Raw genomic sequence first — 20,647 nt, forward strand, 5'->3', positions numbered from 1 at the left:
CAATGATCCTCACCGGCCCAGAAATTCTCGCCCGTCTCGGCGACGACATCGAGATCGACCCCTTCAACCCCGCGCGGGTCAATCCCAACAGCTACAATCTCACGCTGCATGATGAGTTGATGGTTTACGAGGAAGTCGTCCTCGACATGGCCAAGGCCAATCGCGTCAGGCGGATCTCGATCCCTAAGGAAGGGATCATCCTCAGCCCCAACCAACTCTATTTGGGGCGCACCGTCGAGTTTACGCGCACACGCAACCTCGTGCCGCAGATCGAAGGCCGCTCGTCCATCGGTCGGCTGGGACTGTTCGTCCACGTGACGGCTGGCTTCGGCGACGTCGGCTTCGCCGGTTGTTGGACTTTGGAAATGTTTGCCGTCCAACCCGTGAGAATCTACGCAGGCACCGAAATCTGCCAGATCATCTATCACGAGATCACCGGCTCGGTCGAAGAGTACTGCTCGAAGTACCAACACAACCGCGACATCCAACCCAGCCTACTCTTCGAAGAACTCGACCCCGACCGCGAAAACGACCCCCAGCTACCGCTCAACTTCGGGCTGGAACGTTCGCACGGGTAAAAATCAAGATTTTCAGTGACAATAATCGCTCTTGGGAGAGTTCTTCTGATAGCGGACTAAACAAACATCGCAGGATCAAACTCACGATACTCTCCTGAGTACTGGGCCTCGGCACCCGTGACAGTCATTGCAATTGATCTCAAGCCCACCTCGCCCGGGCAAGACGGCGTCGTGCGATTGATGATCGCATTGACAAACGAACGAAACTCAAGCGCGTAAGAATAATCTCGCAAACCACCTCCAGAAGACTGTTCTGCTTGCACCATTTCGGTGACGGGACACAAAAGCCCCGCCAAATCAAAATCGCCCAGTTTGGCCACCGAAATCTTCGTGGCCTTCCGCTGACGGTCGTAGTGAATCAATTCTTGTTCCGCCGTGATCCGCAAGGCCCCCTCATTTCCCAGGAACAACTCACCGTAGCTCCAACCGTAGTTGAGCCCTTGGTGAAAATCCTGCGAGAATCGCACTAAAATATCTCCATCAAACAAATAGTCGGCTGTTACCGCGTCATAGGTTTCACGCTGATCGGAATAACGTGCCACACCGATCCCACAAACTTTCTTTGGCAACTTCCCGCCTAGCACCCAACTGCAAGCATCCATTTGATGTGTACCATTCTCGGTCATCAAACCATGACCATACTTGCGATATAAACGCCAGTTGATGAGATGATCGAGGGACGGAAATCCCCAACGACTGAAATCTTTTTCGATATTTGGAAGCGGACGCTTCCAGTCCTCCCAGCGATCCCAAAAAGCATCCACGCGAATCACTTCGCCAATAATGCCTTCCTTCTGTACTAGCTGCTCGGCAAGATAATACAGCGGATTGCTGCGACGCTGCTGACCGATTTGCAAAACTTGCCCCGTCCGTTCACGAACCGCATTCATCTGCCGCGCTTCATCAATACTGTAAGCCATAGGCTTTTCACAAAACACATCCCGCCCCGCTTCCATCGCGGCGATCGCGGCGGAGGCATGTGTATCTTCGGGTAGCGCGATGATAACCGCTTGCAAATCGCTTTCCGAAGCCAGTAGTTCGCTCCAATCTTCATAGATTCGGGCGTCGGGGCCAAGTTTCTTGGCCTCGGATACAGATTCTGGATTGATGTCACAGATACAAGTGAGCTTAGTGTCCGGAATTCGCAACATATCATTTGCACAATGCCGTCCCTTTGCACCCGCTCCGATCAGGGCAAAGTGCAAGGGCTCGTTGGCTGTTGCGGCAAAACTTCTTGAGGCTGCAAAGGTCGCAACTGTAGTCGCCGACGATTGCAAGAAACCACGTCGATTCATGTCAGGCATGAACTTACCCTTTGTCGCGTTGGGAGAAGAAGAGGTGGGTTATCACGGATATGATACCGCACTATAAGTTCTAGCAGTTTTACAGAGACTGCGCATTCTTTTTCGCGCAACTTGAGCGTCATAAAGCGCAGTTGCTATTACTTCCCCGCGGGTCGCAGCGGGCTGTGCGCCAAAATATAACGCTTCTCACCCGCCGTCACGAAGCGCACCGTCGCGCGGCGATTCTTCCCCGCCCCGGAGAGTGCAACGATCTTCCCCACGCCATGCTCGGGATGTACGACGGTCATCCCTTGCGCAAACACATCGGGAGGAACCCGCGATTCTGCGGGTTCGACTTCGCCAGCCAACGCCGCGGCGGTTGTCACTTGCGCGGCGACGACTTGCCAGCTGGGCTTTTCCTTTTTCTCGGGCTGGGCCGCAGCACCGAAGTCAAACGATGTATCCGGATCTTCTCCGAATTCGTCCTCTGTGAAGTCTTCGCCCGCCGCGTCGGTCTCGTCATGCAGCCACGATTCATCGTCCCACGAATGCATCTCCGAGGTGGAATGGACAAGCTCCATCTCCTCACGCGGGATTTCCATCAGGAACGAACTTGGCACGGTGTACCGTCGTTGGCCACGGAAGTCACGCTCCACCGCATAGCTCAACTGCAATTCGTCTTTGGCTCGCGTGATCCCCACAAAGGCCAACCGCCGCTCCTCTTCCATCTGCGCTTCGTCATTGGTGCTCCGCTCATGCGGCAGCAAGCCATGCTCGACCGCAACCAGAAAGATGACGGGGAACTCCAATCCCTTTGCCGCGTGCAGTGTCATCATCGTGACTTTGTCACTCTCGGTTTCCCAATCGTCGGTTTCGTTCACCAGCCAAGCGTTTTCCAAATAGATTTCCAACTGCCCGCCGCCCGGGTTGTGCTCATCAAACTGCCGGGCGTCGGTCAGCAATTCTTCGATGTTGGCCAACCGGTTGAGGTCTTCCTCGTCGTCGCTGCCGGAGAGGTGATCACGATATCCCGATTCGTCGAGCACCGTGCCCAAAATTTCTTCGACGTCGCGATCCCCCAACTGACAAAGGTGATCGATCAGCGCGACATATTCCAACACCTTCTTGGCCGAGCGGGCCGCAAGTCCTTCCACTTGGGCCGCATCGCGAGCCGCTTCCAACAGCGGGATGCCGTGTGTGTAGGCATATTCGTTGAGCAAATCGACGGTCTTGCGGCCAATGCCCCGTGCCGGCGTGTTGATCGTCCGCATGACGGCCTGATCGTCTTGCGGATTGTTCACCAATTGGCAGTAGGCCAACACATCCTTAATTTCTTTACGTTGATAGAACTCCTGCCCACGCACCATTTGATACGGCACGCCCGCCTCGCGGAGTTTCCGTTCGATCGCACGGGACAAGGCATTTACGCGATACAGAATCGCAAAGTCGCTCGCCCGACGAGTGCCGCTCTTGATCGACTCGGCAATCCGCGCGGCGATGTTTTGGGCTTCATCATCTTGGCTCGCATACTCGACGAGCCGCACCGAAGCCCCTTCTTCATTGTCGGTGAACAATGCCTTTTGCTTTCGCCGCAAATTGTGGCGGATGAGATTGTCGGCAATTCGCAGAATTTTCTTCGTGCTGCGATAGTTCTGCTCCAACCGAACGACCTTCACTTGGGGAAAGTCATTTTCAAATTGCAGAATGTTGTTGATATCAGCCCCGCGCCAGCCATAGATCGACTGGTCGGGGTCACCAGTCACCGCGAGGTTCGGATAATCGACCGACAACGCCCGCAGCATCACGTACTGCACGTGGTTGGTGTCTTGATACTCATCGACCAGCAAATATCGGAACCGCTCATCCAGCGCGGCCCGAATTTCCGAGTTCTGATACAGCAAATGCGCGACGTGCAGCAGCAGGTCATCGAAATCAACGGCCGAGGATGCCAGCAATCGCTTCTGATAAAGCGGATAGACTTCGGCCACGACCTGACTCAACGGGCTACCCGGACGGGGTTCGAACTTGTCGGCCGTGATCAGCTTGTTCTTCGCGCCGCTGATCGCATGGGCAATCCGTTCGGGCGTGTAATGCAGCGTGTTGATCTCGGCGGCATCGATCACGCGAGCCAAGGTTTGCTTGGCATCGGATGTGTCGTAGATCGTGAAGTTCGGCGTCAAACCGACAAATTCGGCGTACTGCCTGAGCAGCCGCGCACCAAAACGGTGAAACGTGCTAACCCAGACGTTCTCACCGGGGGCCAATTGCTCGACCCGCGATTTCATTTCCTGGGCGGCTTTGTTGGTGAACGTCAGCGCCAGAATCTGCGAGGCGGGGATCCCTTCACGCAGCAAATGGGCAATCCGGTGGGTCACGACCCGCGTCTTACCGCTGCCGGGACCAGCCAACACCTGCATCGGACCATCGACGTGGCGCACGGCCTGACATTGAGATTCGTTGAGCGAATGGAAGAGCGGATCCACGGTGTCCATTCCCTTGGGAAAGAATTACTGCTAGCAGAAGTGTACTCCTATTCACTACATCCTACGCGCCTTGGGCCTCATGCGCCAATGACAGCACCAGTTAGGCGAGCTAAGAAATTTCCACAGACAGGGAAAAATACTTCTGGCAATTGGGCAAAGTTTGCTATACTCCCGACCAGTGCGGCGGAGAGTCGCCAGCACTTTTCAAGACAACACAATTCGACACTCAGGATTTTCACATTCAGGGAGGGAACCCGCGATGACACGTGTACCGCTGAACCACGCAGAATTGGCCAATCAAGGATTGAAGGATCGTCTGGAAATGAGCACCGCCGAAATCGGCTTAGCTGTTCGCACGACCAACTGCCTGGAAGAGAAAGGCATCTTCACAGTCGACGACTTGCTTCATTGCACCCGCGAAGACTTGCTGAGCATTTCCAACTTCGGGGAAAAGACTCTCGAAGAAGTGTACAAAGCACTCGAACGCATTGGCTTCTATCGCCCACAGCCGACTGGCCGGAACAACCAACCGCGCTAAGCTGCTGTCGTTACTCTGGTCGCGACGAGTCGCGGCGCTTCTTTATTATTGAACGCCTCACGCCGCGTTTGCGTAGAAGGCCTGAACTGACTGCGCGGTTCGTAGGTTGCGTTTTGTCAGCGCGATGTTGCATCTCGGCATCAAGCCAAATTTGCCGCCGCGCGCTCCCCAGGCGTGTCCTAGAGTTAACTAACTCGATGTGCTGGCAGCATTGCTGGTCCCGTGGCGTTTCACCGCCAATGACAGCAGTTTTGCCTAGTTCAAAGACTACTCTTCCGGCCGATCTCCCCCAGGTCGCAAGGTCTCCCCAAGTTGAATTCCTCGCCAAATTGAGGCGTGGCCAGAAAAAATCATTGCCAACGGACGGACCGCGAGTCTAATACAGTATGCCTGGAGGCGGCAGTAAGCCTGAGCCTCGGGAACCTTTTGGATTGTGAGAAGACCAACATGAAACGCTATTCGCTAATTGCTTCAGTTGTCGCCGTGAGTGCGTTCGCGCTGTTGAGTGCATCGACGGCTCAGGCTCAATGCAGTACCTGCGCTCAACCGCAACAGGTTGTCGCATTTTCTCCAGTAGTAGCGGCACCCGTCTCGACGGTGACGTTTGAACCGGTCCGCGGCTGGTATCCCGGTCGCGCGATTGACAATTGGCGGATGCGCCGTTGGGGCTTTGCCGCTCCGACCACCGTGACCGCGGCTTATGCGCCAACTTGGTCAACGGCTGTGCCCGTGACCGCCGCCATGCCGGTAACCACCACATTCGTTCCACAAACCGTGAACTTCGCGCCGATGGCGACCACCACGTTCATGGCTCCCACTGTGACCGCCTTTGCACCCCTCGGCCAACGCCAAGTGTTGATGCGTCCGGTTGTCGTGCAATCACCCGTCGTAGCGACTTCGTTCGTCGACTCGGGTTGTTCGACCTGTGCCGCCCCTGCTCCATGCTCGGCTTGCTCTGCATGTGACGCGGCTGCCCCTTGTTCCTCGTGTGCCGGTTCGACCGTTGTTGAACAAGCGACTTTTGCCTCGGCGGCTCCTGCCCCTTGTGCTGGTTGTGCTCAAGGCAGCTCGATCACTTATGCCGACCAAGGTGCAGTGCAACAACAAGCTCCCATGAGCGGCAATCAAACCCCACAGCCCGCTTTGACTCCCCAAGAAGCCGCGCCGCTGCGTTCCAACTATCCTCAGCAAAATTCGACTTCGACCCAGGAAAACAGCACACAGACGCCTGACCCCGGCCCAGCCGCCGTAAAGCCAAGCGAATCGAGCACCTACCTGGAACCACCTGCGTTGTTCATCCCGGGCGATCGGACCGCCCAAGAAACGGCCAAGCCGGTGAATCGTGCCCCCAGTGTCAACGTCTGGAACGCCGTGTATCGCGAACCAGTCAACGCCGACAATGTGAGCACAACTACCACCAGTGCAACTCAAGCCGAGATCGATGCCCAAGGGTGGCATTCGGTTCCGGCCAACTGAGTCACCTAGACATACGGTCAATCAAACTTACGTTACAAACCAACAACAGAACCGGCGGCAATTTTTGCCGCCGGTTTATTTATTTGAGAGGCAAGTGAATCCGAATCGATCACATGATGGCAAAGTAGTTTTCGACGGCGTAGTCGAAGTACTCGCGGCACATCGTGGGGGTCGTGTCGAGGTAGTTGCAATAGTTTCGAATCTGAAGCAACAAGTCGCGCGGTTGGCAGCAACGGAACGGCCGCTCGATCGGCTTGTAATGATTGTCGATCACATAGTCGACCGCATCGGCATGGTATTCCACACCGACGATCGGAGCCATGATCTCAAACAGCTTGCGAAATTCTTCTTCGCTCGGATTGGGAACTTCGATCTTGTAAGGAATACGCCGCAGGAAGGCGTCGTCGACCAGGTCCTTGGGTTCCAAGTTGGTCGAAAAGATGATCAGTTGGTCGAACGGCACTTGAATCTTCTTGCCGTTCACCAGACGCAGGAAGTCGTATCGCTTTTCCAGCGGCACGATCCAGCGGTTGAGCAATTCGTCGGTGGTCATCCGCTGCCGGCCGAAGTCGTCGATCACCAGCGTGCCGCAGTTGCTCTTCACCTGCAACGGAGCTTCGCTGACGTTGTTCCCCGAGCCGGGCATCACTTCCAGCGAATCCATCGTCAGTTCGCCACCCGCGATGATCGTCGGGCGACGAATCCGGACCCAACGCTTGTCGATTGCCAGTGCGTGCAGCGGACCGGCGGGCATCTCCAGCGGCATTTCTTCATGCAACGCCGGATCGAACACCCGCATGATCTCGCCATCGACACCGATCGCACGGGGAACCCACACGGTGTCGCCAAAGGCCTTCGTGACCCGCTCGGCGATGCTTGTCTTACCGTTACCCGGATAACCGAACAAGAACAAACCGCGGCCGGAGTTCACCGCCGGTCCCAAGCGTCGCAACATGTTTTGATTCACAAGCAAATCGGCAAACGCGCGTTCCAAGTCCGCCTTAGTGGGGTGAACTTTGGTCAGCGTTTGCTCCGAGACGCTCCGGACATAAGCTTCCAGCGGCACGGGCGCGGCGCCAAAGTAGCTGCAATATTCAGCCAACTTCTTAGCTCGTTCGCGGCCCATGTCGGTGAGCTGATAGACATAGTCGTTCATCGGGGCCGAACCGCGAAACCCAACAAGCTGGGCTTGTTTCAACGCGGCCAGGATCGGCTCCATCAAACGGAAAGGCATGGCATGCTGTTCGGCCAATTCATGGCCCGACATATCGCCGCAGGCGCCCAAGCATTTCAAGGCGAGATGTTCGAGTTGCCCCTCCGTGATGCCAGCCTCGGCCAGCGTCTTGGGTTCGGTGGGCATCCACTGATTGCGCTGTTTAGAGGCCTCAGCCGTATCGTCACCCCCACTGGCCATCGGCCGTGGTGCCGCGATGACAGTATTTTTTGGCGGAATGGCCGCCAAAGACTGCGCGTCTTCTTCTCCGCTCGCCAGGCGATTGATCCGAGCGAGCAGCGAATCGAGATCGTTGCCGACCGACATTGCTGGCGCAAGAGTATCGTCAATGATGAGATCGTCGATTGGGATGCTCATGGCGGAAAAATACGGTGGGAATCGCGGCGGGAGGGGAAGCGCATAGCGGCGGCAGGCCATCCAAGATTAGGTTTATTTTCGGAGCACGGCAAATCTCCGGGCGGTTGGAATGTAACGGTTGTGGCGGCTCTGTGGGTGACACGCGCCGCTGCTGACAGACAACGACGTTTCTATTAGGCTGGCATCCATGCAATTCATCATCACAGCTGTTGGTCCTGATCATCGCGGGTTGGCCGATCCGATTGTGCATTGTGTAACGGAACTCGGGGCCAACATCGCCGAGATTCAGATGTTTGACCACGACGAGGAATCTGTCTTCTCGATGCTGACCCGAGTTGAGATGGATCCTCTCCGGGCTGGCGATCTGCGAACCTCGGCGCAAGAAATCAGCAAGCGCACGGGGCTTTCAATCCGCACGTGGACGCCAGACATCCAGGGCCGTAAGCCGAGACTGGCCGTTTGTGCCACCTACCGCACGGAAACGCCCCGTGCTGTGTTAGAAGCCATGCAAAGCGGACACATCGCCGCTGAAGCTGCCGTGATGATCAGCAACCGCCAAGCGTGCCGTGGGCTGGCCGAAGAATTTGGCATACCGTGGGTAACCATCGGCGATACCAACGGTCGAGCTGATGACGAGCGATTTATCGATATCTGCGACGAGTACCAGATCGATTACATCGTGCTCGCCCGTTACATGCGAATTCTGCCGCCGGCGAGCGTCTGGAAATACGCGGGGGGGCGGATCATTAACCTGCACCACGGCCTCCTCCCCAGCTTCAAAGGCATGCGACCTTATCACGACGCCTTTGCCGTGCGAATGCTCACCTACGGGGCGACCTGCCACTTCATCGTTCCAGAACTCGACGCAGGAAACCAAATTATTAACCAGTCGACCTTCAGCGTCCCCCCCGGCACTCCCATCGAGGAAATTGTCCGCAAAGGACAGGCTGAAAACGAGCCCCAATGCCTCGTCGAGGGGGTCCGCCGGGTGGTCGATGGCGAAGTGCGGCTGCACTTCAATAAGATTGTCGCAGTCAAATGAGGTCCATTTTTTCGGGTTATACGAAATAGCCGCCGGCGCAAGCCGGTGGACCGCGAAATCCAGCCTCCCGGCTCGCACCTTGGGCTAGGGTTGCCCTCGATTTTCTTGACCGTTCCGAAACCCCTGTATAGGGTGGATGTATCGGAACTGAACAGAGACTCTCTTCCTACCCCGTGGTGCACCCCAAGATGTCACGTATTTTCTGCGCTCTCGCTGCCTTCTGCTTGTGCGTTGGTAGCCTCTCGGCCCAAACGATTCGCTTCGACACAAACGTCGGCACGTTTGACATGGACCTTAACCCGACAGGCAATCCCTTCCTGCAGGGCCATGTGGACAACATGTTGGCCTACACCCTGGCAGGGCGCTATGACCACACGGTCATCAATCGGGCTGCGACGAACTTCGTGCTGCAGATGGGGGGCTTTCAAGCCCCGTTCTTGACGTTGCCAACCAGCTTCAACGCCTTTCCTTCGGTGCCTGCCTTCGATCCAGTCATTGTCGATGAAGACAATGATGGCGCAGTCGATTTCGACCTTGGCAATCTTTCCAATACTCGCGCCACCGTTTCCTTGGCGTTGAGCAACAGTCCCAACACCGGAACGAGCAGCTTCTTCGTGAATCTCAACGACACGAACGACTTTCTCGATGATTCCGACTTCGTCCCCTTTGCTGTGATCGACAACATGGAGACGGTCAACCTGATTATGTCTCTGCCACAGGCCAATCTGGATTCCAGCGGCAACAATCTTGCGGCGATTAATATCCCCATTTTGGAAAACAACAAGTTGGTGTTCATCGAGCGTGCATTCGTGCTTGACGCGACCGACGCTGAGATCCAATCCGCCTTGGCCAATGCCGACTTGTCGAACTTTTCTCCAGCCAATTTGAGTGGTCTAAGTGGCAGCAGCCCGTTGTCGACAACTATTCCCGAGCCATCTTCGTTCCTTCTCGCCGGAACGATGGCGATGCTGTCAGTCCTGAAACGTCGCCGCTAAGTTTCACTGACATTTCGACTTAACACGATCCCGGAGCACTTTGGCCCCGGGATTTTTCATGCGCGAATCTCGCCGAGAATTTTTTCTTAGGGCAGGAAAACTGCCCTTGCTGTAGCGGTGAACTCTTCCTACGATCCCGCCGCCTCGAATCGTCCGAGGCACACACCTCTTCTACCAACTTATCTACGCAAGTTTATTGTCTCGATGGGTGACCGTTGCTTAGGCACGTTCGCGCTGAGGGTCCGCGAGATGCGCAGTCGCGCGCTATCGCAAGGACTTCGCGCTGTCGTTGTGCCCAGGTTGAAAACGGAACCTCCCGAGATACGTGACAGGAGATGCATCGCATGAGGGCTTTCACTTGCCTCTTGCCGAGTCAATGGCTCATCGGCGTCGTCGGATTCTGGGCAATCGCGGGATTGGCCATACCGGTGGGCGCACAGGTACCCATGTCCGATGGCACGATTGCCACGGAAGGTGCCATCGCCGAAGCGAGCTACACCAGCTCGGGAACTTACTTTAGTCGCGAACTCGGCACTCCACTCCGTTTTGGTTATCACAGCGAAGGCTACGGCACTGACCGCGGCGTCGCCAGCCTGGGTGCGATGAAGGTCTTCAATCTCGACGGAGCCGCTTGGTTCCTCGACGGCCAAGGCACGATGAGCGACGACTTTGGCGGCGGCTACAACGCCGGTCTGGGTTATCGCGAGCTCGTGAATCTGGACCGCGGATTCGATGCTGAACGCATCCTGGGTGCCAGTTTCTGGTCTGACGGTCAAAATACCGACGGCGACAATTTCTTTAATCAGCTCAGCTTCGGATTGGAATCGCTCGGCGAATCCTACGACTTGCGGCTCAACGGCTATTTTCCACTCGAGCGAACCAAAGAAAGTGACGCCGAGCAAATCAGCTTCGACGAAATTATCTTCCAGAATCATGAGCTGTTTGCCGGGCGGGAAATCATCACCACCAGTACGGCCTATTCCGTCATCGATGCTGAATTCGCTAAGCGAATCGGCAATCTCGACGCTTGGGGTATCGCCGGTGTTTATCACTTAGGTGGCGGCGACGCGGACGACACGGGCTATCGCCTCGGCGTGCGCGGGTACGCTGTTCCCGACTTGGCAGTCACGCTGCAAGTTACCGACGACGACATCTATCACACCAATGTCATGATCGGCCTAACCTGGTTCGTGGGCCGAACCCACACAGGCAATGCCCCCGTGGGTTCGATTGTCGATCGCTTCCGCGAGCCCGTTTGGCGTAACGACTTCATAGCAACTACCGCCTCGTCTCGCGAGCAAGGTGCTGGCGAAGCCCTGACCGATGCGGATAACGACGAGAAGTTCTACTTCATCCACATCAACAGTGATGCGGCTGCGGGTGGTGATGGCTCGATTGAAAATCCGTTCAACAACCTAGCCGAAGCAGAAGCCGCTCAGCAAACTCCGTTCGACGAAGGACGGCCACCCTATGTCTATGTGCATGGTGGGTCAACGTTGGCAGCCACAGATACGTTCACTCTCTTGGACAACGTTAAATTCTGGGGTGAAGGCAAGAACCAAGACGGCGATGTTGTACTCCACACCGTCGACACCGTGGAACGCGGCACTGTCTTCTTGCCTGAAACATCCCCAGGTGCTCAGGATCTCGATTCACCCACGATCAACATTGCTGCGGGCGTCGATTTCCTGGAATTGGCTGACAACAACAACGTCAATAACTTCCGCATGAACGGCGGTGATACGACGATTTTTGGAAATGCGGTTAACGCCCCGCAATTGGCCAACCTCGATATTAACGATCCGACGGGTATAGGTATCTCTTTAATTGACATTACGGGCACGACCGTCATCGATAACACCGTTACCATCGACGGTGCCGACGGCACATCGATGTTTATCCAAGGCGGTGAGGATGGCATGAACATCAACGCCATCATCAACAATGATGCTGGTCGTGCTCTGGAAATTCGTGACCGCACGGGTGGCACGATCGCCTACGGTGGCACGATCACCTCCACAGGTGGCACGGGCATCCTGATCGAGGACAACGTCGATGCCAACATCACGTTTACGGATGAAATTACGTTGGCCACAGGTGCAAACGACGCATTGCAGATTCTCAACAATTCGGCAGACACTGGCGCAACCATTCGGTTTAACGAACTGCTAGAAATCGATACGACGGACGGTGACGGCGTTGTCATCAACGGTAGCGATGACGATATGACTTATCAGTTTGCCAACATTGATATCACAACTCAAGCTGGTGCAGGCTTCACAGCCACCGGCGATGGAACTTTGATCGTCACCAGTGCTGAGGGAACCAACTCGATTGCCACAACCACGGGCCGCGTGCTGAACCTCCAAGGCATGGCTATCGGTACCGGGGGTGCCAACTTCGATACGGTCGATGCAACGGGTGTCGTAATTTCAGCTGATAACCCCGATGCCAACGCGATTACACTGCAAAACCTGGACGGCACAGGCCAACTCCGTATCGGCTCGGGTGAAGACCCAGGCGACGGCGGCACGCTCGTTTCCAACGGCAACGACGACGATCCTGCGTTCTTCGTCAACAATGTTGATAACCTGGTCGTGAATAACGTCACGATCGACAATTCGGCTGCCCCTGCCACGGGTGCTGGTTTGGTCGTGACCGGCCAGGACGGAGGCACGGCCACATTCAATGGACTTAATTCACAGACAATCGGCAACGCCAGTGCAGTTAACGTCAACGGCAATGAAGGTGGCACGATCACGTTCAACAATCTCGTTGCCGAAAGCGTCAACGGCACGGCTGTCGTGGTAGATAACAACGAAGGCGCAACCATTAACTTTAACCAAGATTTGACGGTCACCTCCACTGGCACTGGCCAAGGCTTTATCGCTTCCAACGGCGGCACGGTTGGTGTCGCAGCCACGGGTGACACAGCGGTAACAACCGCTACCGGCACGGGTATCGAGATGAATGACATTACGATTGCGGCTGGTGGAGCAACGTTTGATGAACTTAACGTCGATGGTGCTGCCAATGCGGCAACCCTCACCGATGTCGAAGGTGGACTGGTCACCATTGGCAATGGTGATACCGCTGGAGACGGCGGCACCCTCGTGACAACGGACTTTGCCGTGGAAATCGACAATGTCGACAGTGTGGCTCTAACTGGTTTGCTGATCGACAATTCTGCGACGACCGGATCTGGTATCAGCATAGTCAACCAAGTTGGCACAGCATCTGATCAGGCTACAGTTTCAAGCACGGATGTCGAAATACGCACGGCTGATGGAAATGGATTGGTCATTGGAACCGCGACCGATCCCAACGGTGATAATTCCGTCAACACGTTTACCGATCTTCAGGTAACCACGACCAATGGAGACGCCATTACAATTCAAGACAATGAAGGTGGTGCCAATTCTTTCCAAAACCTAACTGCTACAACCACCGGCACGGGTGATGTCGTTGTGATTAACAACAACAGCGATGACACCACGACCACGTTCAATCAGAATTTGACGCTGGTAGCCACGCTTAGTGGCAACGGCATCGTCGCGACCAACGGCGGCACCATTGCGACCTCGGGAACGGGAACTCGCTCGGTTGAAACTAATACTGGCGTAGCCGTGGATATGGAAGATATGACTATTGGTGCTGGAGGATTCAGCCTCAACCAAGTCAACGTGACCAACGGTGCCTCGAATGCCATCACTCTTACGGATACGACCGGGGGTCAATTCCGGGTTGGGCCAGCGACGGCCACGGGAACGCCTGGTGCCGGCGGTACCATTGTGACCGCGGGTGATGCCATTGTTCTCGATGGAGCTACCAATGCAGTCTTCAATGACCTCGAAGTTAATGCCGGTACGGGTTTGGCCTTCGACATCGATCACACGGCCGGCGTTAACACGATCATCTCAATCAACGGTTTGACAAGCACTGGTAACAACGGCATTGCTCTAACGGATAGTGGCAGCGGAAATCTGCACTTCACTTTGCAGAACAGTGCCATTAATACCACCGCTGCGGGTGCCGAAGGCTTCTTGTTCGATACCAACGGGTCAACTGGCGAAGTCAACATCTCCTTGCTTGGAAATACTATTGAAACCGTCAATGCAAGTGCTGTCGCGGCCACGATTGATTCCGGCTCGGGTGACGTCCAATTCCTGATGGATGATCAAAACGTGCTTAACAACAACAGTGCGGCAGACGCCACGGCTAGCTTTGTGGTGACTGCATCGCGAACTCTCAACGCTACAATTGGCAAACAGAATAACGATCCGCCGTTTGATGCCAATACCTTTACTAATGCTAATGGTGCAGGCACGGGATTCTTCATGAATCTGAACAACGGCTCGGGTAGAATCAACCTCGACCTCCGCGGCAACACAGCCACGGGTGGGGCCGAGGATTTCTTCCTCCAGGAAACTGCTGGCACATTCTCGGTTGTGGACGTACCTGGTACGATTACAGCTCCTGCCACCAACAACACGGGTAGCGTGGGTGGAAGCCCGGCAGCTGATTTCACAAACATTTCACCTCCAATCAAACAGCCTAACTAATGATGTTCTCGTCGACGCTTGTTTGCACCCAATGTGGATGGCGGACCATCGGCGGCGAGGAAGTAATTGTCAGGCGGTTGCGAGCGCTAGGCTTATTCCGACGTGCTCCCCATCCGCCTATCGAGATGGTGAGCGAATTGCTCAAAACAAACGCTCATCGGCTCACGTGTGACGCTTGTCGCCAGCCGTGCTTAGCCATCATCGCACACGGTGATGGCGGCTCGCTGGAAATAAATAGCTCCGACATCCTGGCGGAGTCGGAAAGCCTTGGCGATTGGCAGCAAGCGATTATCTGCCAGGTTTGCCGCGAGCCGATTTCGCCCGACCGTTTGGATGTATTTCCCAGCGCCAAGCGCTGTGCGAAATGTCAGGATCTGTCTGACCGGGGAGCTGAGCCTATCACTCCGGAATATTGCCCCAAATGCGGAGCGCTCGTCGAATTGCGGGTGAGCCGCGGCGGTGGCATCACACGCTATAAGCGATTCTGCACCGGCCAGCCCTCTTGCCGGCTCTAGCCGTTCGTACGGCTGGCTGTCATTATGGACGGATGACATTTCAGCTTGTTGCGACTGCTGCGTTCGGCCTGGAAGCCGTCGTCGTGCGCGAACTTAAAAATCTTGGCTACGAAGGCCGTGTCGCGCGACCGGGCCGGATTGAATTCTCCGGCAATGAAGCGGCAATCTGCCGCGCGAATCTGTGGCTGCGCTCGGCGGACCGGGTCATGGTCCAAATCGCCAAGTTTTCTGCCCCGGATTTTGATGCGCTCTTCGACACGGTCGCGGAGCTACCTTGGGAAGATTGGATCGTGCGTGAAGCCGCGATTCCCGTCCGAGGTCGTTCGCACAAATCACAACTCACCAGCGTCCCCGCCGTGCAACGTACGGTCAAAAAGGCGATTGTGAAACGCTTGCTCAGCAAAATGGGCGCGGTGGAACTTCCTGAAACGGGGGCGGCGGTCCCCATTGAAGTCGCACTCCTCGACAACGAAGCCACGATTTCCGTGGATACTTCTGGCGACGGTCTGCACAGGCGCGGCTATCGAACGCTCGTCGGCCCCGCCCAACTGCGCGAAACACTGGCCGCGGCACTCGTACAACTGAGTTTTTGGAAACGCGATGTGCCGTTAATCGATCCGTTCTGCGGCACGGGAACGATCATCATCGAAGCGGCCATGATTGGGCGCAATATCGCGCCGGGACGAAATCGCGAGTTCGCCGCCGAACATTGGCCACAGTTTTCGCACGTCGCTTGGAAACAAGCCCGCCAGGAAGCAGCGGATCTTGTCCTGCCCGGGTTTGAAGAACGGCCGATTGGCACCGACATCGATGCAGAATCGCTCAGTTTAGCGCGCTATCACGCGGAACAAGCTGGCGTGGCCGAAGAAGTGCATTTCCAACAACGCGCGTTCGCCGACCTCACGACGAAGCGGCAGTACGGCTGCACAATCATGAATCCGCCCTACGGCTTACGAATCGGTGACGAACACGAAGTTGCCGAGTTGTACAGAACTTTCCCAGAAATTTTGCGGCGTTTGAAAACTTGGTCGCATTTCGTTTTGTCGGCTCACGAGAACTTTGAACAACTCGTGGGGCAAGAAGCGGATCGTCGCCGGAAGCTATATAACGCTCGGATTGAGTGTACGTATTATCAATTCTTCGGGCCGCGACGGCCACGGGAATCAAGCAGCCAACCTGAAGTATCAAATGAGACTTCCCCAACACAGCCCTCTGGATACCGGAGAGAGGAACTGAAGAAGGCCTTTGGTGGGTTGCGTGAAGAAGCAACTCGCCAGGCCGAGGAGTTTGCAAATCGGCTCAAAAAGCTCGCGCGGCATCTCCGGCGTTGGCCAGCCCGGGGGATCACTTGCTATCGGCTTTATGAGCGCGACATCCCCGAAGTGCCGTTAGTGGTGGATCGCTATGAAGATGCCCTGCACATCGCCGAGTTCGAGCGCCCACACGAGCGGACCGCCGCCGAGCACGCCGATTGGCTCGACTTGATGGTGCGCACCGCTGCCGCGGCGCTCGATGTTTCGCCTGATTTGGTTTTCTTGAAACTTCGTGAACGACAACGAGGCGAATCTCAATACGAACGCTTCAGCGATGAACATGTTGTGCAAACCGTCCAAGAAGCTGGCCTGAAGTTTATTGTGAATCTGTCGGATTACCTGGATACCGGTTTGTTTCTCGATCACCGCATCACGCGCGGCATGGTCCGTGAAGTCGCTAGCGGCAAACGATTTCTCAATCTGTTTGCCTACACCGGTTCTTTCACTGCCTATGCCGCTGCGGGGGGTGCCGCAAAAACAACGACGGTCGATCTCTCGGCCAACTACCTCGACTGGGCTCACGAAAACTTGCGCATCAACGGCTTAGCCGGTCCACAGCACGAGTTCATCCGCGACGACTCGTTGGATTTCGTCAGCAATTTGAAGAAGCACGACCTCTTTGATCTGGCCGTGGTCGATCCCCCCACATTTTCTAACAGTAAGCGACTGGAGTTTGACTGGGACGTGCAGCGCGATTATTTACCACTGCTGAGCCGATTGCTGGAACACATGACGCCCAGCGGCGTGATTTTCTTCTCCACGAATTCGCGGCGGTTCAAGTTCGACGAGAGCGCGTTCACGGGAGTCACGATTCGCGAAATCAGCAAACAAACGGTCCCCGAAGACTTTCGCAACAAGCGCATTCATCGTTGTTGGCGCATCTTGAAAGGTTAGCCGGCACTTTCCCAGTGCCGTTTTTCGCGAACTCCCATTCACGGCAGTGGGACACTGCCGGCTAACACAGCACGCAACTCCGCGAGCTCACGCTCAAATCCTCCCGACAGAATCGGGAACCGGCACCAACTCTTCGGATCGAGATTTTCATCGTCGAGATGAAACGACGGGGCATACCGTTCGCGCTTCCATTGATTGCGGCAGAAAAGGATGAAAAACTTCTCGACCCACGCACCCAATTGCGCGGTGTTGTAGTCGGGAAACCTCTTACATACGACGTGAAATACTTCTATTGGCATGAGCTTGTCGCGAATCGCTGCTCGTTCAATCACATCAAGCACGCGGTAGGGCATCAAATCGCCCTCATCGGTTTGGCCTTCCGATTTGGGCCGCAGTTCCGCCGTGGGTGCTTGGGAATTGATCACTGACAGCACCGGCAACGGCCCCACTCCGGCTGGGCCATCTGCTTCCATCCATTGAAGCCACTCCAGCAAGTAAGCTTTGTCGATGCCACCTATCGGAGCCAATCCGCCGGCCGTATCGCCATCCATCGTGGCATAACCCACCGCCGCTTCACTGCGATTGCTAGTTGTCAGCAATAAAGCCCCGGTGAGATTAGCCAGCAACCAAGCCCCCGGCGCACGCGTGCGGGCTTGGATGTTTTGTAAAGCCGTATCATCGTTTTGCCACGTGATCTCGCGCCCGACGGCCTCGGAAACCGTTTCGACATAGCCATCCACGAGCGAGTCAATGTTCCACTGCAAGAACTTCGCGCCGATCGCCTCAGCCACAGAGCGAGCGGCGTTGTACGTCACGTCGCCGCTGTTGCGCGTCGATTGATAGACGCAACTCAGGATTTGGCCGACGATGTCTTCGGCCGTTTTTGTTTTGACCATGCCTGGCAAATGCGAAAGCCTCTTACAAAACTCGGCATGTCCCAGTTCCGCCAGCCCCAGCTTCACCATCAGCCACACCATCGTCGCTACGGTGGCCGAATCGGCCCCACCGCTTAACGAAATAACAAAGCCCCCTGCCCTACTCTTGCGCAGGTAATCGAACAAACATAACGTTACGGCCCGTGGAAATTCTTCTTCTTTCGGCGGGGGCGAGCCATCCCAATCGCTTTGCGGCACGGGCGGGCAAGGAATACTCGGAGCCGGCAGCTTAAAGCCGCAATCGAGAGTGATCCCACCGGTGTCTTTGAAAGAATTGGCCACTCGGTTGGCACGGGTCGTCTCTATGTCGACATCCGCATGAGTCACCACGAAATCTTGAAACGAAAATCGCGGCCCTATCGCCACAAACTCACCTTGGGTGGCGATCAACGTACCGCCATCGTAGAGCACGTTGCCTGCTTCGTTGCCGAGCAAATTCGTGTAGACGTAGCTCGTGCCAAAATCTCGGCTGCCGCGAAGCACAATGTCGCGACGAATGTCTTGCTTGGCAAAAGCAAAATGGCTGCCGCTGGGATTCAAGATGATATCGACGCCCCGTGCGCAAAGTTGCTTGCCGGTGCGTTCGATCATCCAAGCATCACGGCAAATTTCCATGCCGATTTTGATGCCGTCACAAGAAAAAATCAGATCGCCCGCGGGAAACTTTTCTCCTAAGCACTCAACTTCGCTTACCTTCCCCGCTGGCCAAGGTTTGAACCACCTCGGCTCGTAGTGGATGCCATCGCCCGCCAGCCATTGCTTAAGAACAAAACCCATCAAGCGGCCGTCACAGCCAAAGGCACACGCATTATAAATCTGGCCATCCACGACCAGCGGCAAGCCCAGCGCAATCGCGATTCCCTGAGTGGCAGGCAAAATCTCGCCGAGCATCTCGAGCGACGTTTCTTGAACACCACGCGAGAAAAATGCATCCTCACACCCATAGCCGCTGATGCACAATTCAGGCAGACAAACCAGACTCGCCCCGCCGTCACGGGCCGCATGAATCGCGGCGACAATATTCGCGCGATTATGTTCCCAAGCAAGGGGCGTTTGATTGAGTGCAGCGGCTGCGAGGCGGACTTTCATGTCGAAAGTATAGACGAGCCCATCGACGAAGTCACTTCGACAATTCTAGCCGCAAGGCATTGAGCGCTTGCTTGGCGGTGCGCGTTTGCAATATCGCCGGGTGGCTCGCACAGCCAAAGCAGAGCTTGCGTGTGCCGTCGGCACCCGCGATGGCGATGCAGATATGGGCATCCGCGGCGAAAGGATCCGCAGGATAAGCAGCAACCGCAAGTCCCCAGTCGGCACGCGCATTGAGCCGAATCGCCTCAGCCATTGCGACGGCAACCGCGACGTCATCAGGCTCCGTGTTCTCCGGGATCTCACAAAGCGAGTTAAGTTGAGCGAGATTTTCAATCACGGCACCACGCAGGAAAATCTTGGCTGCAGGATCAAGGTCGGTAAGTAATCGAGTTAACATTCCCGCCGTCGCCCATTCCGCCATCGCCAGCGTTTGTCCGCGCTCCATCAACAAACGCATGACGACGTGTTCGAGCTCATCCTCCTCCTCACCGAAAATGAGGTTTCCGAGTGACTGGCGAATCACGCTCTCGATCGGTTCAATTGCGCAAAGGCAGGTGGATTCATCAATGCCCGTAGCCGTGATCCGCAATGTGATCGTGGCATCGCTCACGGTGATCCCCACCTTCGGTTCGCGGCCTCGGCGAATGAGGTCAGGCAACATCGCTTCCAGCTGACTTTCTCCAGTGCCGAAGCACTTGATGCGACGATGGCGAATCACACCATGATCTGGTTGGAGTTGGTTGATCCGCGGAGCCACGGTTGAGTGCCACATCTCGGTCATCTCAACCGGCACGCCGGGAAGCGCGAACACGATGCAGGGGGGTCGCTCTTCACGGGCGACGATCATTTCAATCCCGGGGGCGGTACCATGTGCATTGGGAATGGGGACGGCCCCTTCCGGAAAATCAGCTTGCACGACGTTCCGCGCGGGCATCTCGCGTCCACGAGCTTGAAACAGCCGTTCGATGTGGGCCAGCGACGACGCATCGCGCCACAGCTTTGTTCCCGTGGCCGCGGCTATCGCATCGCGTGTGAGGTCATCCGCCGTGGGTCCTAAACCTCCCGTCGTCACAACGACATCGGCCCGTTCGAATGCCGCTCGAAACACGGCAATATTGTCGGCCAGCTCATCCCCCACGGTTGTGTGGAAGGCGACCTCCAAGCCCAGCTCGGTGAGTCGCTGGCTAAGCCATTGGCTGTTGGTATCCAGCCGCTGCCCGGTGGTCATTTCATCGCCGATGGAGATAACTTCTGCTCTCATAAAAAGAAGTTTCGCTTGGCGGGCGTGAATTGGGAAGGCTATAGAACACTAATCTCCGCTAATACTCACTAAAAATTGATTAGCGAAGATTA

General features: G+C 55.9%; 13 protein-coding genes. 8 read left to right on the forward strand and 5 right to left on the reverse strand.

Translation table 11 applies throughout. The annotated features are described in order from the left end of the window. Positions 1 to 2: 2 nt before the first annotated feature. Positions 3 to 578: a dCTP deaminase gene (gene dcd, locus AC6T8Q_RS08775; protein WP_496918967.1), complete on the forward strand. Its 576-nt coding sequence runs from the start codon at positions 3 to 5 to the stop codon at positions 576 to 578. A 56-nt stretch (positions 579 to 634) separates the two neighbouring features. Here the strand turns inward: dcd and AC6T8Q_RS08780 are convergent, their stop codons facing one another. Together AC6T8Q_RS08780 and AC6T8Q_RS08785 are read right to left on the reverse strand one after the other, a co-directional pair. After that, positions 635 to 1,882 (reverse strand): Gfo/Idh/MocA family protein, encoded by a 1,248-nt coding sequence (locus AC6T8Q_RS08780; protein ID WP_500678716.1) that lies wholly within the window; start codon positions 1,880 to 1,882, stop codon positions 635 to 637. Positions 1,883 to 2,019: 137 nt separating this feature from the next. Beyond that, the gene (locus AC6T8Q_RS08785; RefSeq protein ID WP_500678717.1) at positions 2,020 to 4,353 is read right to left on the reverse strand and encodes an ATP-dependent helicase; all 2,334 of its coding nucleotides are present in this window, start codon (positions 4,351 to 4,353) and stop codon (positions 2,020 to 2,022) included. Positions 4,354 to 4,603: 250 nt separating this feature from the next. Between AC6T8Q_RS08785 and AC6T8Q_RS08790 the strand changes: the two genes are divergently transcribed. Both AC6T8Q_RS08790 and AC6T8Q_RS08795 read left to right on the forward strand, forming a co-directional pair. Continuing rightward, the gene (locus AC6T8Q_RS08790; RefSeq protein WP_500678718.1) at positions 4,604 to 4,882 is read left to right on the forward strand and encodes a DNA-directed RNA polymerase subunit alpha C-terminal domain-containing protein; all 279 of its coding nucleotides are present in this window, start codon (positions 4,604 to 4,606) and stop codon (positions 4,880 to 4,882) included. A gap of 447 nt (positions 4,883 to 5,329) precedes the next feature. After that, the gene (locus AC6T8Q_RS08795; protein ID WP_500678719.1) at positions 5,330 to 6,358 is read left to right on the forward strand and encodes a hypothetical protein; all 1,029 of its coding nucleotides are present in this window, start codon (positions 5,330 to 5,332) and stop codon (positions 6,356 to 6,358) included. Positions 6,359 to 6,467: 109 nt separating this feature from the next. Here AC6T8Q_RS08795 and AC6T8Q_RS08800 read toward each other — a convergent pair whose 3' ends face one another. Beyond that, entirely contained in the window at positions 6,468 to 7,949 is a 1,482-nt protein-coding gene (locus tag AC6T8Q_RS08800) for a DUF8689 domain-containing protein (protein ID WP_500678720.1), read from the reverse strand. Positions 7,950 to 8,136: 187 nt separating this feature from the next. On the opposite strand from AC6T8Q_RS08800, the gene AC6T8Q_RS08805 reads away from it, so the two are divergent. From AC6T8Q_RS08805 to rlmKL, 5 genes are all read left to right on the forward strand, one after another. After that, the gene (locus AC6T8Q_RS08805; protein ID WP_500678721.1) at positions 8,137 to 8,991 is read left to right on the forward strand and encodes a formyltetrahydrofolate deformylase; all 855 of its coding nucleotides are present in this window, start codon (positions 8,137 to 8,139) and stop codon (positions 8,989 to 8,991) included. A gap of 188 nt (positions 8,992 to 9,179) precedes the next feature. Further along, a complete protein-coding gene (locus AC6T8Q_RS08810) occupies positions 9,180 to 9,986 on the forward strand; it encodes a peptidylprolyl isomerase (protein WP_500678722.1) in 807 nt (268 codons plus the stop codon). Positions 9,987 to 10,330: 344 nt separating this feature from the next. Next, positions 10,331 to 14,548: a beta strand repeat-containing protein gene (locus AC6T8Q_RS08815; protein WP_500678723.1), complete on the forward strand. Its 4,218-nt coding sequence runs from the start codon at positions 10,331 to 10,333 to the stop codon at positions 14,546 to 14,548. Continuing rightward, positions 14,548 to 15,063, forward strand: a complete 516-nt coding sequence (locus AC6T8Q_RS08820; protein ID WP_500678724.1) for a TraR/DksA C4-type zinc finger protein — start codon at positions 14,548 to 14,550, stop codon at positions 15,061 to 15,063. The genes AC6T8Q_RS08815 and AC6T8Q_RS08820 overlap by 1 nt, the downstream gene beginning before the upstream one ends. Positions 15,064 to 15,095: 32 nt before the next feature. Next, positions 15,096 to 17,270: a bifunctional 23S rRNA (guanine(2069)-N(7))-methyltransferase RlmK/23S rRNA (guanine(2445)-N(2))-methyltransferase RlmL gene (gene rlmKL, locus AC6T8Q_RS08825; RefSeq protein WP_500678725.1), complete on the forward strand. Its 2,175-nt coding sequence runs from the start codon at positions 15,096 to 15,098 to the stop codon at positions 17,268 to 17,270. A 38-nt stretch (positions 17,271 to 17,308) separates the two neighbouring features. On the opposite strand, the gene nadE is transcribed toward rlmKL, so the two are convergent. Continuing rightward, the gene (nadE, locus tag AC6T8Q_RS08830) at positions 17,309 to 19,294 is read right to left on the reverse strand and encodes an NAD(+) synthase (protein ID WP_500678726.1); all 1,986 of its coding nucleotides are present in this window, start codon (positions 19,292 to 19,294) and stop codon (positions 17,309 to 17,311) included. A gap of 31 nt (positions 19,295 to 19,325) precedes the next feature. Continuing rightward, positions 19,326 to 20,555 (reverse strand): CinA family nicotinamide mononucleotide deamidase-related protein, encoded by a 1,230-nt coding sequence (locus AC6T8Q_RS08835; RefSeq protein ID WP_500678727.1) that lies wholly within the window; start codon positions 20,553 to 20,555, stop codon positions 19,326 to 19,328. Positions 20,556 to 20,647: the final 92 nt, after the last annotated feature.

Source organism: Bythopirellula sp. (genome assembly GCF_041737835.1).
Classification (GTDB): domain Bacteria; phylum Planctomycetota; class Planctomycetia; order Pirellulales; family Lacipirellulaceae; genus Bythopirellula.